The organism is Vibrio sp. CCUG 15886 (assembly GCF_028570825.1).
Classification (GTDB): domain Bacteria; phylum Pseudomonadota; class Gammaproteobacteria; order Enterobacterales; family Vibrionaceae; genus Vibrio; species Vibrio vulnificus_B.
The window spans coordinates 13,777-29,583 of the sequence record NZ_JAQQBT010000019.1 but is presented as its reverse complement, the minus strand read 5'-3'; the positions used below and the strand labels follow the sequence as shown (position 1 = coordinate 29,583).

Sequence of the window (15,807 nt, the reverse complement as noted above, 5' to 3'; positions counted from 1 at the left end):
CATAGCCAACGCACCTGCAACTTCAAATAGTAAGGGGATAGAAGGCCCTAGGTTCTATGCGTTAGCTCCTAGGAAAGGCATCGAACATTCACCCGCTTCCATGGGTGAATGTTCGGCATAAGCAGCGCTTAGACTAGAGAAGCGATCGCTTTGTCTAGCTTCGCGAAACCTTCTTCGATTTCTTGTTTAGTAATGACCAGTGAAGGTGTGAAACGCACCACGTTTGCGCCCGCCACCAACACTAATAAACCTTCTTTGCCAGCTGCAACCAACACATCACGAGCACGGCCTTGCCATTGTTCATTCAGTGCGGCACCAAGCAATAATCCCTTACCACGGATTTCAGCGAAGATTTGGTATTTCTCATTCAGTTTAGCTAATCCTTCACGGAACCACTGTTCACGTTCTTTCACGCCTTGTAGCGTTTCAGGTTTAGACACTTCTGTGACCACAGCCTCTGCCACGGCACAAGCCAATGGGTTACCGCCATAGGTTGAACCATGCGTGCCCACTTTTAGGTGTTCAGCCAGTTTCGCCGTGGTGAGCATAGCCCCGATCGGGAAACCGCCACCAAGCGATTTGGCCGTGCTGAGAATATCGGGCGTGACACCCAGACCTTGGTAAGCATAGAACTCGCCCGTACGGCCATTGCCCGTTTGCACTTCATCAAATACCAATAGCGCATTGTGTTTGTCACACAGTTCACGCACGGCTTGAATGAATTCCGCTGTTGGTGGAATGATGCCGCCTTCGCCTTGTAACGGTTCCATCATGACCGCACAGGTACGGTCTGAAATGTGTGCTTGCAGTGCTTCAATATCGTTGTAAGGAAGGTGAGTAACGTCGCCCGGTTTCGGACCAAAACCATCCGAGTACGCCGCCTGACCACCCACCGTCACGGTGAAGAAAGTACGTCCGTGGAAACCCTGTTTAAACGCGATGATTTCTGATTTTTCTGGGCCATAAACGTCTGCGGCATAACGGCGCGCCAGTTTCAGTGCCGCTTCATTGGCTTCCGCGCCTGAGTTGGCAAAGAACACACGTTCAGCAAAGCTCACTTCGGTCAGTTTTTTTGCCAAACGCAACGCTGGCTCATTGGTCATAACGTTGCTCAAATGCCAAAGCTTACCCGCTTGCTCTGTCAGTGCGTTCACCATCACTGGGTGACAATGGCCTAAACAGCTCACCGCAATACCACCAGCAAAGTCGATATACTCGTTACCGTTTTGGTCCCAAATTCGAGAACCCTGCCCTTTAACTGGAATCATCTCCATTGGGTTGTAACAAGGCACCATCACCTCATCGAACAATCCACGCTCTACTTTCATTTCCACTGTCATTACACATTCCCTCTCGATACCGCAGCAGATAGCGAATTACACCGACTTTCACTGTTCGGCAAATATTGTCTTGCATTTACGCTGATGCGGCATTGTATTTACAATTAATTAACGATTTCAATAGTGATTTATTCTTTTTGGTTCGGGGTGTAAATCCTGATAGTCACTATTAATGACTATTTATGCATCAAGTTGGTAAATTATTGAAGCACTTTTTTAAAAAGTGCAGAAGCTTGCTGATGTGGTAAGAAAAATGAAAACAGAATGCAGAACGGCGCGAATAGTTTTTCACTCATCGCAAAAGCAAAAAAAGATGAAGAAAATGTTAAGAAAGGTGATCGCGATCAGGATTAGCGCGCTAGAAAGTTCGCCAGTAACTGATGTCCTTGCTCAGTTTTGATCGACTCTGGGTGGAATTGAACCGCATCAATCGCCAGTGTTTTGTGCTGATAGCCCATGATTTCGTCCATGCTGCCATCGACATGGGTTGTCCATGCGGTGAGCTCAAAACACTCTGGTAGCGAGCCATTTTCCACCACCAGTGAGTGGTAACGCGTCACGGTCAGTGGATTGTTCAACCCTTTGAAGACGCTTCGGCCATTGTGCGTAATAGGCGAGGTTTTGCCGTGCATCACTTGTCTGGCTCGCACCACTTTCGCACCAAATACTTGCGCGATCGCTTGATGGCCTAAACACACCCCCAATATCGGCAGTTTACCGGCAAAGTGCTCAATCGCAGCCAGCGAAATCCCCGCTTCGTTTGGCGTACAAGGCCCAGGAGAGATCACCAGGTGTGTGGGGTTCAGTTGTGCGATACCCGCCAGATCAATCTCATCATTACGTACCACTTGCACCTGTGCGCCCAGTTCACAAAAGTACTGGTAAAGGTTGTAAGTAAACGAATCGTAATTATCGATGATCAATAGCATTGGAAAACAACAACTCACTCAAAGATGAACGGATAGATAAGGGCGGTATTTTGCAGCACCAGTCGCGAAAGGCAAGCCTTTTGACCGATAGAACAAAAATAAGGCCAGCAAATTGCTGGCCTTAAGGGTTTACACTTTATGCTTATAGCGAACGGCGGCGACGTAAGAAGCCAAAACCGAACAGTGATAGCAGCGCACCGAAGCCGAATGCACCACCAGAACCATCATAGGCAGGTACAACTGGTTTGACGTTGCTTGAATCACGCTTCGCAACAGTAACCGTCATCGATTTGCTTTCTACCACCGTTTCATCTGCCGCTGCGCGAGTTGCTGCTGAGCGAAGCACACGCATAGTCATGGTGTATTCGCCTTTTGGCAAACCAGCCACATCGAAGCGTAGTGTCTGAGCACCATCTTTACCGACGGTTTCACGCAGAGGAACCACACCTTGTGGCGCTGGCGAAATGGTGAGCTCAGCCACATCGCCTTGCTTCACGCTTTCTGATACAGGGAAGTAAACGTCAGCGCGATCACTCTTAGTACCAATCACCACTTGGCTTTCACCCGCTTCACCGTACTTATAACCAATGGTCACAAGCGCTGAATCGTGGTCTGAAGAGCGGAACGCATCATCTTTGTAGAATGGGTTCGCTTCATTCGAATCACCGCCTTTGTACTTGTTCGAATAGTCAAACAGCGTTGATTCTGGCGCATTGATGTGCCAATCGACGGCGTCCACAAGACGTGATTTCAACGAGGAGGTGATCAACAGGTGATCGAGTGAGCCCACTTCGTCATTGTAAGAGTAGCTCCAAGAGGTCTCACCTTCTGGGGTTTTGTAGTCCACTGCATTGATATAACCAAATGTCTTGCTGATTACAGGGCCTTGCTCGGCGTTGAATAGCCACTTGTTACCCACTTTGATGTAATCCGCCGCTTTTAGTGCTTTTTTCGTCGGGTTACTCGTTAGCACCAGCATTGGATCTTCATGTGCATAAGAGTTCATGTCGCCGAGAACGATTTGGTCACCACCAATCTTCGCCATTTCCTGACCTAGATGGTAAGTCGAAGCCACACGGAAGTTTTCACACGAGCCTTGCGCATCATCATCGACCGCTTTGGTACCAACGTAATCATCCCAACAGGTTGAGCCTTTTGATTTCAAGTGGTTCACTGAAACGGTTAGCTGTTTACCTGTATTGAGCACGCGGAAGGTCGCAGCAACGGTGTTACGCTGATAGTTTTTACCGCTTTCAGCCAACTCACCTTTACCATCTACTACTGGTTTTCCGTCTGCATCGACGATCATTGGCGCGTCCTGCCAAGGCATTGGGATCACTTTACCGGCGATCACTGACACTTTCGATGGGCGGTAAATGATGCCTGTGGTGATCGCATCCGATCCGATCGTATCAAACTGATCCAGCACTTGGTCGCCGTTTTTATCAAACCCGACAAAGACGTAACGGTTGTGGATCGACTCACGCGCAAAACGATCTTTGTAGTTTTCTTTGTAGTACTTCGCGTTGATCGCTTCTAGCAGTTCACGAATCGCCGAGAAATCACCAAAACCGTTGTTTTCCACTTCCATCAAGCCAACGATGTCCGCATCCAAGCCGTAGATCGCTTCGACGATTTTCGCTTGTTGGCGCTCAAACTCTTGCTGAGACTCTGCACCTCGGTTGTCACCAAACTGGTTGTCATGACCACCGTATGGCGAGTTGAAGTAGTTCAACACGTTTTGCGTCGCGACTTTGATGGTAAAGCCATCATCCCCGTACGACTCTTTAATCACTGGCGACGATGTGCGTGGTGTGTTGTGAACAAAATTCGCTTTCGTCACATTCGCTGTTGGGATCAAACGGAACTCATTGTAAGAGTAGTGAAGTACCCCAGTCATGCCTACAACGGAATCGTTAATACGGATGTAGTTGTTGTGTGGGTCGCTTGCAAACTCTGGGTAGTAAGGGATTTTACCATTGGCTGGTTTTTCATCCGATTCCACCACAATGCGGTAATCTTTGTTTTGCGCGGTTTGCGCCTTCGCGGCATCGCTGCCCGCGACATGGTCTTGGTTTGGTTGCGGGTTTGGACGCTTATAAGCGATGACCATATTGTTGCGCTTCGCGCTGTAGTCAAAGCTGAACGTACGTGATACACGCATATCCTGGTTGCCTTCAGCAGCGTCCATATCTTCCACCAGCACAACAGGCATCGCTTCAAGACGCTCTAGCGTTGAACGGAATGTGTCATCATCGCTATCGATACGCTCCAGTTTCACCGGTGTTACTTCAACAGGAGTGCTGTTTTTCACTTCCCAGATATTGCCCGTTGGCAGCAACGTGGTCATACCGTAGTCTTCATTGACCTTAGCGCGCACACAAATCTGCTGGCCTATCATATCTTTACTCACCGCGCCCGATGTTTTCACAAAAACACCGTCCGATGTTTTCACATTGCCATCGGCGTTGTCATCGTACAGATAAAAACCTTTAACCAACGAAGTGGCCACAGCACTGACCACACCCGTGACAAGATATTCGTCTTTTGAGGTATAGCCCGATTCAATCAAAGGAGAGGAGTAAGCTTCGCCTTGCACTTCACCGATGGTTTTGTGGCTAACTGTGCCCTCTGCATCAGTACAAGGAAGATTTGCTGGAGGAGGAGGAAGTGGCTCATCGTTCACATCCGTTGGATGCCCTAAACCACCAAAGGCATTGATGCTCAGTTTCTCCCACTCCGCCTCTTGGTAAGTCGTAGATGGTTTAGATCCTGACTTACGGCGCATGGTTTGATCAGCCCAGATCTTGTCGCCACTATGTCCATAGTTACCAAAAATATCTTTAACGCCAGAAGCATCAGAGCCAACACCTAGCCAAACCGCGTCATCACCATTAAAATTCATTGCTGAATGCTGAACTTGATCGTAAGTGCCAGCGACAACAAGAGCATCCTTACCACCGAGGCGCTCTACGTACTGGCGAAGTTCTGTACTTGAATCACCATTCACAACCACGATACTTTTTCCTGGTGCTAAAGTGATGCCTTCAAGTACATTCTGACCTTTTGAATTCTTGATAACATTTTTATAAGACGAATAATACAATGATAGCGTGCCATCAAAAGTGTAATTGCTTGTACCAATATTACTGATTTCTACCGCTTTGTTGCTCGCTGAACCTTCAACATACTCAGTGATGATGATGTCATTAATATCTGCCAGCGCTGCGCCACTTAACACGCTACTAATCGCACCAGCAAGCAAAGTCATTTTTTTGTTCATTTCCCTAAATCCTCTCTGACCGATTAGAAGTACACACGTGCGTATGCGTACGCATCTTGTGCCGCTTCACCCGTGTTCATTTCCAATGCAATCACGGTTGACTTGGTTGGTTTGTAGTTCACACCCAAGGTGCCCCAAACTCGCTCTTTACCCCAGCTGTTGTCTTTACCATCCCAAACATCGCTGGTGTTATCCCACTTCTCGTACTGCTCGAAGTTGTACGATGCGGTGAACTCCCACTGAGGGGTAAAGATGTACTTAGCCGACACAAGCGCACCTTTGTTTTCTTCCGTTTGGAAATTGTTGTAAACGTAGCTTTTCTCACCTGTTGTCGGATCGGTTGAAACCAAGGTTTTATCTTGAGCAATGTCTTCTTTCTCAAGGAAGGCGTTAAAGCCTAAATGGATCGCCTCTGTTACCGCAAAGCGAGCACCAAAACCAAGCAGCTGCTGTTCACCGTATTTCGACTTACCATCAGAGCCACCACGGCCTTCTAGACCAACAACCGCAGAGAAGCGCTCACCAAAGTAACCCAAGTAACCATTGACGATATCGCCTAGCTCAGAGCCCGATGACGATTTACCACCGTAGGTGTATGACGCACCCACTTTGATGTCCGAGAAGAATCGACCTTCGTATTTGATGGTCATATCTTGGTCACCCGCTTCACCAGTTTCTACCGTGGTATCAAACGTGAAGTCACCCCATTTGTCGTAGTCGTCAAAGGCGGTATCGGTTAAGCCCACTTCGATGTATTGGTTGAAATCATTGCTTTCCAGCAAGTCATAGCCGAGGAACAATTTATCGATGCTCAGGACTAAATCACCCGATCCGTATTGCCAGTTTTCGCGCTCATAATCCAACTCTAAGCGGTAGTGCATTCGGCCATTCTTGCCACGCACACCCATGGTTGCGAACGAGTCATCAATGTAGCTTTTCTCGTCGGTGTAAAACTCACCATACTCAAAGTTCGCACCAATGTGGCCACCCACGCCGACTTCACCATACAGCTTGAGATAGTCTCCGTTCTCATTTTCGTAGATGGTGGCGGCTTGCGCTGCGGACGCCATCAATAGCGAGGAGATCGCCATTGCCACTGCATTTCGTTTCAACATTGCTATTTCCTTGTATCTCGATATCCAATTTGGGAATTTGTTTGTATCGGTTAAACAGGGCTCTGTTATTTCAGTGATTGGCCAACGAAATAGATATCGGTCAAATTTTGGGCGCACAAAGCCAGTCACCTTATCTGAAGGCAACAACGGTTAGGGTTTAACCAGCACATTAATAAACTAGAGTAATGTCTCTATTTGGTGAAAAAAGAAAAGTGGGATGCAGTCTAAATGCGAAATGTTTCACAATTATAAAACTATTAATATGGGCTGATTTATATTTTCAACAGATAAAAGAATCAATATAAATAATATGAAATGAATTTAAATAAATTAGAGCTACAACTCAGTTGTAATTATTGAGATGTGATATGAAATTTAGCTTATATTAGCAATGTTTAAATTAGTGGATTTATAATAATAAAAAAGGTCGCCTAACGGCGACCTCAAAATAGTCAAAAAATATGTCCGAATTAAGGGCGACCAACAAAGCCAACCACTTCGTATACTTTCTTTAGCGTTTCCGCTGCGCGTGCTGATGCTTTGTCTGCCCCTTGGCGCATCACCTCATTCATGTAGCCACGATCTTCACGAATACGGTGATATTCCGCTTGAATCGGCTCAAGCATCGACACCAATGCTTCACCGACATCCTTCTTGAATGGACCATACATTTCTACGCCTTGGTACTTGGCTTCAATCTCTTCAAAGCTCATACCAGTGGCCGCAGAGTACAGTCCCATCAGGTTGGAAATGCCCGCTTTATTGTCCCAATCATGGGCAATGCGTGGCGGCGTTTCGGTATCGGTTTGCGCTTTGTTGATCTTTTTGATGATCGATTTCGGGTCTTCAAGCAGAGTGATCACGTTCTTACGGTTATCATCCGATTTCGACATCTTCTTCGTCGCATCCTGTAGGCTCATAACGCGCGCGTTCACCGTTGGAATGTACGGCTCAGGAATGGTGAAAATTGGGTTTTCTGGTGAATAGATGTTGTTGAAACGTGTCGCGATATCGCGTGCCAACTCCAGGTGCTGCTTCTGATCGCTGCCCACGGGTACTTGATGTGCACCGTAAAGGAGGATGTCTGCCGCCATCAACACTGGGTAACCAAACAAACCAACGTTAACATCGTTGGCGTAACGGGCTGATTTGTCTTTGAACTGAGTCATACGGCTCAATTCACCCATTTGGGTATAACAGTTAAGAAGCCAACCAAGTTGAGCATGTTCTGGTACATGTGACTGAACAAATAGCGTGCTCTTCTTCGGATCAACACCAACTGCGAGACAAATGGCCAATGCGTCGAGGGTCGCTTCATGCAGCGCTTTCGGATCTTGACGAACCGTAATCGCATGAAGGTCTACCACACAGTATTGGCAATCATAGTCGTCTTGCATCTGCTGCCATTGACGTAGAGCACCCAAGTAGTTACCGATACTTAGTTCACCTGACGGTTGAACACCACTCAATACGATGGGTTTGCTCATGGGGATGATTCCTTTGACTTCTTAATCTAAATAAATGAAAAACCGTGCAGACTCAGCGCACGGTTTTCTCAGTGTACTCATTAGCGAGTATTTTTCTAGTGGTTTTCACCGTATGGAACGGAGACGAATCGCACTTCAAGCAGAAACGAGCACCACATCAAGCAATTGCGCCAAGCTATCGGCAACGAAATCCGGCTCAGAGGCGGCAATAGGTTCGCCATGGTTGTAACCATAGGTCAAACCAAACGAGGCACAACCAGCATTTTTTGCTGCCAGAATATCGTTCTTAGAGTCGCCCACCATCAACATCTCGGTTGGCTGAATCTGATGTTTTTCCATGAGCCAATTGAGTGCGATTGGGTTGGGTTTCTTCTCTGGGAATGAATCACCACCAAGCACATCGACAAAGTAATCAGCGATGCCGTGCTGCTGCAACACATCCGGAACAAACTTGCTGGGTTTGTTGGTCACCAACGCCAAGGTGAAGCCCGCTTGGTGCAGCTCTTTCAGCGTTTCTTTCACCGTTGGGTAGAGGTGGCTAAGCTTATGACCAGTCTGCTGATAGAAATCATCAAACAGCTCACGCGCCTGAGCTCTCAATTCATCACTCAACTCTGGGTTGATGGTTAAGCTTTGGCTCAAGGCACGACCAATCAGAATGTCTGCGCCATTACCGACGTAATCGCGAACTTGCAGCTCGGTTACTCCCGGAAAACCGACTGCACGTGTCGCTTGATCCGCCGCAACGGCCAAATCTGGCACGCTGTCTAGCAAGGTGCCATCAAGGTCGAAGGCGATTAATTTTATCTCTTGTTGAGTCATCACTACTTGGCTCACTAAACTTGGCTCACTAAAAACAAAGGATGGTCATTGCCATCCTTGTGTTCAATTTCATCCGCTCACTATACCGAAGTGGTTATTGTGATGCCAGTCTCTGACGCACCGCTTCAAACAAACAGATGCCGGAGGCCACGGAAACATTGAGGCTAGAAACCGCCCCTGCCATTGGGATTTTGATCAAGTCATCGCAGGTTTCACGGGTTAAACGGCGCATGCCATCCCCTTCTGCACCCATCACAATGGCCAAAGAGCCCGTCAGCTTCGCTTGATAGATATCGTGCGTTGCTTCACCCGCCGTACCCACAATCCAAATACCTTGCTCTTGCAGATGACGCATGGTGCGCGCCAAGTTGGTCACGCGCACCAAAGGCACCGTTTCGGCCGCGCCACACGCCACTTTACTAACGGTCGCTGTCATCGGTGCTGACTTGTCTTTCGGTACGATGACCGCCGCCACACCCGCGGCATCGGCATTACGCAAACATGCGCCAAGGTTGTGTGGGTCGGTCACCCCATCCAAAATCAACAACAGTGGCGAAGCGTGCTTGGCCAAAATGTCATCCAGATCGTTCTCATTCAGCTGCTTGGCCGGTTTTACCCGTGCAATGATGCCCTGATGGTTTGCGCCATGCGCTTTGTCATCCAAGGTTTTACGTGTCATCTGTTGTAGTGACACGCCCACCATTTGCAGCTCATTGAGGATCGGCATCAGTCTGTCATCCTGACGCCCTTTTAGCACATAGGCTTCAATAAAACGCTCTGGCTCTTTGTCCAGAACGGCTCTTACAGCATGGATGCCGTAAATAAATTCATTACTCATGGGTTAACCTGTTTACTCGTAGAAGATACCGGACCGATTACTCCGCTGCGTTTTTACTGCGCTTGGCTTTCTTCGGTTTACTGTGTGGTTTTTTCTTCTGCGCTTTTTTCACTTTCTTTTTCTTGCCGTCTTTTTCTTCCGGACGCTTGGTCGGTTCGACGACAGGTTCGTGACGCATTGGCGCTTTCGATGCTCGAGCGACACCTTTTTTCTTCGCTTTGGCTTTCTCTTTCGCTTCCGCGACGCGCTTCTTCGCGGTTTTGCCTTCGCCGCGTAGCTTACGGCTTGTTCCCACCAATTCAAAGTCAATTTGCTTATCATTTAAGTTCACCGCCAGCACTTTCACTTTGACGGCGTCGCCTAAACGGTAAATGTGACCAAAGCTTTCACCGATAAGTCGTTGACCAATCGGATCAAATTGATAGTAGTCATTGGCCAGCGTCGAAATGTGCACCAAACCATCGATGTGCAATTCCGTCAGACGAACAAAGAAACCAAAACTGGTGACATTGGCAATCACCCCATCAAGTTCGTCACCCACATGATCTTGCATGTATTCACATTTGAGCCAATCAGCCACATCACGTGTGGCGTCATCGGCGCGGCGCTCGGTCATTGAACACTGCTCGCCATAGAAATCCATGTCATCAAATGAATAGTGGAAGCCACCCGTTGGGGTCCAGCGATCTTGATTTTGGCCTTTCTCTTTAGCGATCAGATATTTGATCGCTCGATGCAACAACAGATCCGGATAACGACGAATCGGCGAGGTGAAATGCGCGTAGCGCTGCAAGGCCAAACCAAAGTGACCAGCATTATCTGCGTTGTACACCGCTTGCTTCATTGAGCGCAGCAACATGGTCTGGATCAGCTCTTTATCGGCACGTTCGCCAATTTGCTTCACCAAATCCGCATAATCTGTCGGTGATGGCTCCAAGCCCCCTTTCAGATCTAAGCCTAACTCGCCCAAGAAATCGCGGAAGCCTTGCAGACGAAGTTCTCCTGGCGATTCGTGAATACGATAGAGCGCAGGCTCTTTGGCTTTTTCCACCAGCGAGGCAGACGCAATGTTGGCCATGATCATACATTCTTCGATGATCTTGTGTGCATCATTACGAATCACAGGCTCAATACGGTCGATCTTACGTTCGGCGTTAAAGATGAACTTGGTTTCCACGGTTTCAAATTCAATCGCCCCACGCTGATCACGCGCTTCTTTGAGCACCTTGTACATCGCATGCAACTCTTCAAGGTGTGGCACCAATGGCGCATAACGCTCACGCAGCTCTTCATCCCCTTCCAGGATTTGGCTGACTTTGGTGTAAGTCAAGCGGGCGTGGGAATTCATCACCGCTTCATAGTGCTTGTAACCTGACAGCTTACCGCTATCTGAAATGGTCATTTCGCACACCATACACAAGCGATCTACTTGAGGATTCAACGAACAGAGGCCATTGGACAGCACTTCTGGCAACATAGGAACGACTTGTGATGGGAAATAAACCGAGTTACCGCGGTTGATCGCTTCTTTGTCGAGCGCCGAGTCAGGGCGAACGTAGTAGCTCACATCCGCAATCGCCACCCATAAGCGCCAGCCGCCGCTTTTTTTCTTCTCACAGTAAACCGCGTCATCAAAGTCACGAGCGTCCTCGCCATCGATGGTGACCAACGGCAGTTGACGCAAGTCCACGCGACCAACCTTCGCTTCTTCAGGCACTTCTTCGCCTAAGTTTGCGATCTGCTTATCGACTTCTTCCGGCCACTCATGAGGGATTTGGTGTGTACGAATGGCAATTTGCGTTTCCATGCCCGGCGCCATGTTTTCGCCCAACACTTCCACCACTTTGCCCATCATGCCACGTGAGCGAGCACCACGATCGGTGATTTCAATCACCACCACGTTGCCCATGCGAGCGCCCGCTTTGTGCTCATTTGGGATGAGAATGTCATGACTAATGCGTGAGTCGTCCGGCACCACATAGGAATAGCCATACTCAAGGAAAAAACGCCCAACGATTTGCGCTTTGCGCTCGTCCAACACACGCACTAAACGCCCTTCCCTGCGGCCGCGCTTGCTGTTGTCCGTTGGTTGCACTAAAACGAAATCGCCATGAATCAAGGTTTTCATCTGATGATGAGGCAACAGAATGTCATCGTCTTTGTTCACACTGCCTTCTGGTCTTACCCAACCGTGGCCGTCTTTGTGACCAATCACGTACCCTTTAATCATTTCCAATTTTTCAGGTAAGGCATAGCATTGACGACGAGTAAAGACGAGCTGCCCATCGCGCTCCATTGCACGCAAACGGCGTCTTAGCCCTTCATATTGATCTTCGTCTTTTAACTGCAGTGCTTCGAACAAATCATTGCGATTCATCGGTACGCCAGCTTGTTCGAGAAACTCTAAAATAAACTCACGACTTGGAATGGGATTTTCGTAATTTTCTGATTCACGATCAGCAAAAGGATCGTTTTGAATAACGTCTGACATAGGCACGCCTATTTAGCAAGGAAGGTATGGTTGTAGTATATCTGACTCTGCTCATAAGCTACAGCCACGCGTCGCAGTTTCAGCAAATTAACACTTATTTTTCATAGTTTTTCATCATTCTTCTGATTCGTTTACATCTCCGTGCCAAGATCACAGAAGTATGCAAACCGAGGGGCAAACGTTTGCAATTCATCATGAATCTCTTACTATCGCGGCAAACTATACCGATGCCTGTTCCAAGGAAAATAGAATGCTGAAACGTAACGTAATTGCTGCTGCCATCGCAGGCATGAGCCTGTTTTCGTCCATGAGTTATGCCGCACAACCCGCGGATCTCATGATCACCGATGCCATGATCCTCACCATGAACAAAGACAAAGTGGTGTATCAAAACGGCACTGTAGTGGTAAAAGAGAACAAAATCATCGCGGTGGGTGATGCGGATGTGGCAAAGCAGTATCAAGCAAAACAAGTGCTTGATGTCGACGGCGATATCGTGATGCCGGGTTTAATTAACACGCACACGCATGTGTCGATGACGGTATTTCGCTCATTAGGTGACGATGTGCCTGACCGCCTGCATCGCTACATTTTCCCATTGGAAGCCAAACTGGTGTCACGCGATATGGTGCGCATTGGCGCAAACTTGGGTAACGTTGAAATGCTCAAAGGTGGCGTAACGACCTACGCAGACATGTATTACTTCGAAGATGAAGTGGCGAAAACGGTCGACCAAATTGGTATGCGTGCCGTGCTTGGCCAGAGTGTGATTCAGTTTCCTGTCGCCGATGCAAAAAACGCAGATGAAGGCATTCAATACGCTCTGAACTTTATCGACCAATACCAAGATCACCCAAGAATTACCCCAGCGTTTGCACCGCACGCGCCCTACACTAACACCACAGAAACGCTACAGAAAATTGCGAAGCTCTCGCTAGAAAAGAACGTACCTGTTTTGATTCACTTAGCCGAATCCACCCGTGAGCAAGAAAAGATTGCTGAACGATCAAACGGTTTATCACCGGTGCAGTACATGCATCAAATCGGCGCATTGAATGCCAACCTCGTCGGCGCTCACATGATTTTGGTCGACGACAAAGACATTGAGTTAGTGAAGCAGGCCGATATGGGCGTGGCTCATAACATGAGTGCCAACATTAAGTCCGCCAAAGGTGTCGCCCCAGCCCTCAAGATGTACAACGAAAACGTGCGTATTGGTTTGGGTACCGATGGTCCAATGTCGGGCAACACGCTGAGCACCATTGATGAATTCAACCAAGTGGCGAAAGTCCACAAACTGGTCAATCACGATCGTGCAGCCATGCCACCACTCAAAGTGATCGATATGGCGACCATGGGCGCAGCAAAAGCACTGCATATGGAAGATAAAATCGGTTCTCTTGAAGTCGGCAAACTGGCGGACATCATCGTTATCGATACCAAAGCGCCAAATATGGTCCCCGTTTACAACCCATACTCTGCTTTGGTTTACTCAGCCAACAGCGGCAATGTGCGCCATGCCATTGTTGATGGCAAGCTGATCATGCAAGAGCGCCAAATCAACACGGTGAATGAGGAACAAATTCGCCAAGAAGCACTGGCCTTTACTGACATCGTCCGTAAAACCGTGCTCGACTCGGGCGAAGAGATTCGCTAACTCCACGACGTTCTGCAGCAACAGTGTGCTCTATCTTTGGTTAGGGCATACTGGCAACGCCAGTTAGGCTTTTTGCAGCAAGATCAGGAGCTCTGCGTTGTCATCCAACAGCTCAGCGATCGAGCAGTCATCCAACTCCGCCAAAAAGGCCAGCTTCGCGCGATATAAGCGCTCCTTCAAACGGCATGCGGGCGTAATATGGCAAAACTCCACCGAGCAATTGACAAGATCCAACGGCTCCAAATCTCGCACAACCTCTCCAACTAAAATCGTCTTCGCCGGACGATTCAAGCGGATCCCACCATTTTTTCCTCTTACGGTTTGAATGTAGTTTAACTGCCCCAAACGGTTGATCACCTTGACCATATGGTTGCGTGAAACACCAAATAGCTCAGTCACATCGGTGATATTGGTCTGTTCATTATCCGGCAACGACGCGAGATAAATCAGGGTGCGCAAGGCGTAATCAGTAAAGCTCGTCAGTTGCATGGTGGGCTCCTCTCTGGTGAAGAAAGTCTAAAACTTTTCTTGATTGAAAGATACATTTGAGATACAACTTTAAACATGCATTACAGATGCAACTTAAAATTAAACAAATAATCCTAATAGGAAGCCCGCTATGCTCAGCGAAAACACCATTAACATTGTAAAATCGACCGCCCCCCTGTTGGCCGAAACAGGACCAAAACTGACCGCCCATTTCTACCAACGTATGTTTGAGCACAATCCTGAACTCAAAGATATCTTTAACATGAGCAACCAACGCAATGGTGACCAACGAGAAGCGTTGTTCAACGCCATCTGCGCCTACGCCAGCAACATTGACAATCTGCCTGCACTCTTAGGCGCGGTAGAAAAAATCGCTCACAAGCACTCCAGCTTTCTGATCACTGCCGATCAATATCAAATTGTCGGCGGTCACTTGCTGGCAACCATTGATGAACTTTTCTCTCCGGGGCAAGCTGTGCTCGATGCCTGGGCTGAAGCTTATGGTGTGCTGGCGAATGTCTTCATTCAGCGAGAAGAGCAAATTTATCAAGACAACCAATCGCAAACCGGCGGCTGGCGTGGCTTGCGAGAGTTTGAACTGGTCGAAAAACAATACGAGAGTACACACATCTGTAGCTTTGTCTTTAAGCCCGTCGATGGTGGCTCTGTCGTTAGCTTCAAACCAGGGCAATATTTAGGGATTTACATCAACGATGAGCAGTTTGAAAATCAAGAAATTCGCCAATACAGCTTGTCATCCTCTGTACGTCCTGATTGCTATCGCATTTCAGTGAAACGTGAAGAAAGCGGCCGAGTCTCTAACTATCTGCACGATCATCTCGACGTTGGCAGCAAAGTCAAACTCGCAGCGCCTGCCGGTGACTTTTTCCTTGATGCCGCGCCAACGGCACCAGTCGTGCTTATCTCTGCGGGTGTCGGCCTCACGCCAACACTTTCTATGCTTGAAAGCCTAACCGAGCATCAAGCGCCGGTGACTTGGATTCATGCAACTGAAAATGGCCAACAACACGCATTTAAACAACACGTCAAGCAATTGGTTGAAACGCATCCGCATTTCAATTCGTTAGTTTGGTACAACCAACCAAACTCAGACGATAAAATCGGTGACGATTTCCAGTTCAGTGGATGGGTGAACCTGCATGAGATTGAAACCGTCCTCAAACAGGCTGATGTACAAGTGTACTTCTGTGGCCCTGTTGGCTTTATGCAGTTTATCGCCAAACAATTGCTTGAGATGGGAGTGCCTGAACAACAGTTCCATTACGAATGTTTTGGCCCACACAAAGTGGTTTAGTACTAGAGTGCGACAAGGTTCGTTGAACTCAACCACACAAG

General features: G+C 48.1%; 11 protein-coding genes. 2 read left to right on the top strand and 9 right to left on the bottom strand.

Annotated features, from left to right (window positions below; all coding sequences use genetic code 11):
• Positions 1 to 128: 128 nt before the first annotated feature.
• From PQQ36_RS19915 to rnr, 8 genes are all read right to left on the bottom strand, one after another.
• Entirely contained in the window at positions 129 to 1,340 is a 1,212-nt protein-coding gene (locus PQQ36_RS19915) for an aspartate aminotransferase family protein (protein WP_011151317.1), read from the bottom strand.
• 350 nt (positions 1,341 to 1,690) lie between these two features.
• Positions 1,691 to 2,269, bottom strand: a complete 579-nt coding sequence (locus PQQ36_RS19910) for an aminodeoxychorismate/anthranilate synthase component II (RefSeq protein ID WP_072605308.1) — start codon at positions 2,267 to 2,269, stop codon at positions 1,691 to 1,693.
• Positions 2,270 to 2,411: 142 nt separating this feature from the next.
• Positions 2,412 to 5,552, bottom strand: coding sequence for an ExeM/NucH family extracellular endonuclease (locus PQQ36_RS19905; RefSeq protein WP_273662481.1), 3,141 nt, complete (start codon positions 5,550 to 5,552; stop codon positions 2,412 to 2,414).
• Positions 5,553 to 5,575: 23 nt separating this feature from the next.
• A complete protein-coding gene (locus PQQ36_RS19900) occupies positions 5,576 to 6,667 on the bottom strand; it encodes a porin (protein ID WP_026130587.1) in 1,092 nt (363 codons plus the stop codon).
• Positions 6,668 to 7,137: 470 nt separating this feature from the next.
• The gene (gene trpS / locus PQQ36_RS19895) at positions 7,138 to 8,154 is read right to left on the bottom strand and encodes a tryptophan--tRNA ligase (protein ID WP_011079289.1); all 1,017 of its coding nucleotides are present in this window, start codon (positions 8,152 to 8,154) and stop codon (positions 7,138 to 7,140) included.
• Positions 8,155 to 8,289: 135 nt separating this feature from the next.
• Positions 8,290 to 8,976, bottom strand: coding sequence for a phosphoglycolate phosphatase (locus tag PQQ36_RS19890; protein ID WP_043920933.1), 687 nt, complete (start codon positions 8,974 to 8,976; stop codon positions 8,290 to 8,292).
• Between the two features lie 94 nt (positions 8,977 to 9,070).
• On the bottom strand, positions 9,071 to 9,814 hold the full coding sequence (rlmB, locus tag PQQ36_RS19885; protein WP_011079287.1) for a 23S rRNA (guanosine(2251)-2'-O)-methyltransferase RlmB: 744 nt from the start codon (positions 9,812 to 9,814) through the stop codon (positions 9,071 to 9,073).
• 37 nt (positions 9,815 to 9,851) lie between these two features.
• Complete coding sequence (gene rnr / locus PQQ36_RS19880; RefSeq protein WP_013570996.1) at positions 9,852 to 12,305, bottom strand: ribonuclease R; 2,454 nt, start codon at positions 12,303 to 12,305, stop codon at positions 9,852 to 9,854.
• 250 nt (positions 12,306 to 12,555) lie between these two features.
• On the opposite strand from rnr, the gene PQQ36_RS19875 reads away from it, so the two are divergent.
• Positions 12,556 to 13,962: an amidohydrolase gene (locus tag PQQ36_RS19875; RefSeq protein WP_103201093.1), complete on the top strand. Its 1,407-nt coding sequence runs from the start codon at positions 12,556 to 12,558 to the stop codon at positions 13,960 to 13,962.
• Between the two features lie 63 nt (positions 13,963 to 14,025).
• Here the strand turns inward: PQQ36_RS19875 and nsrR are convergent, their stop codons facing one another.
• On the bottom strand, positions 14,026 to 14,451 hold the full coding sequence (nsrR, locus tag PQQ36_RS19870) for a nitric oxide-sensing transcriptional repressor NsrR (protein ID WP_011079284.1): 426 nt from the start codon (positions 14,449 to 14,451) through the stop codon (positions 14,026 to 14,028).
• Between the two features lie 130 nt (positions 14,452 to 14,581).
• On the opposite strand from nsrR, the gene hmpA reads away from it, so the two are divergent.
• Positions 14,582 to 15,766 (top strand): NO-inducible flavohemoprotein, encoded by a 1,185-nt coding sequence (gene hmpA / locus PQQ36_RS19865; RefSeq protein ID WP_225486186.1) that lies wholly within the window; start codon positions 14,582 to 14,584, stop codon positions 15,764 to 15,766.
• Positions 15,767 to 15,807: the final 41 nt, after the last annotated feature.

Bases quoted from the DNA above. Each gene is read 5' to 3' on its own strand.
- PQQ36_RS19915 (WP_011151317.1), bottom strand. From the start codon at position 1,340: ATGACAGTGGAAATGAAAGTAGAGCGTGGATTGTTCGATGAGGTGATG.
- PQQ36_RS19910 (WP_072605308.1), bottom strand. From the start codon at position 2,269: ATGCTATTGATCATCGATAATTACGATTCGTTTACTTACAACCTTTAC.
- PQQ36_RS19905 (WP_273662481.1), bottom strand. From the start codon at position 5,552: ATGAACAAAAAAATGACTTTGCTTGCTGGTGCGATTAGTAGCGTGTTA.
- PQQ36_RS19900 (WP_026130587.1), bottom strand. From the start codon at position 6,667: ATGTTGAAACGAAATGCAGTGGCAATGGCGATCTCCTCGCTATTGATG.
- trpS (WP_011079289.1), bottom strand. From the start codon at position 8,154: ATGAGCAAACCCATCGTATTGAGTGGTGTTCAACCGTCAGGTGAACTA.
- PQQ36_RS19890 (WP_043920933.1), bottom strand. From the start codon at position 8,976: ATGACTCAACAAGAGATAAAATTAATCGCCTTCGACCTTGATGGCACC.
- rlmB (WP_011079287.1), bottom strand. From the start codon at position 9,814: ATGAGTAATGAATTTATTTACGGCATCCATGCTGTAAGAGCCGTTCTG.
- rnr (WP_013570996.1), bottom strand. From the start codon at position 12,305: ATGTCAGACGTTATTCAAAACGATCCTTTTGCTGATCGTGAATCAGAA.
- PQQ36_RS19875 (WP_103201093.1), top strand. From the start codon at position 12,556: ATGCTGAAACGTAACGTAATTGCTGCTGCCATCGCAGGCATGAGCCTG.
- nsrR (WP_011079284.1), bottom strand. From the start codon at position 14,451: ATGCAACTGACGAGCTTTACTGATTACGCCTTGCGCACCCTGATTTAT.
- hmpA (WP_225486186.1), top strand. From the start codon at position 14,582: ATGCTCAGCGAAAACACCATTAACATTGTAAAATCGACCGCCCCCCTG.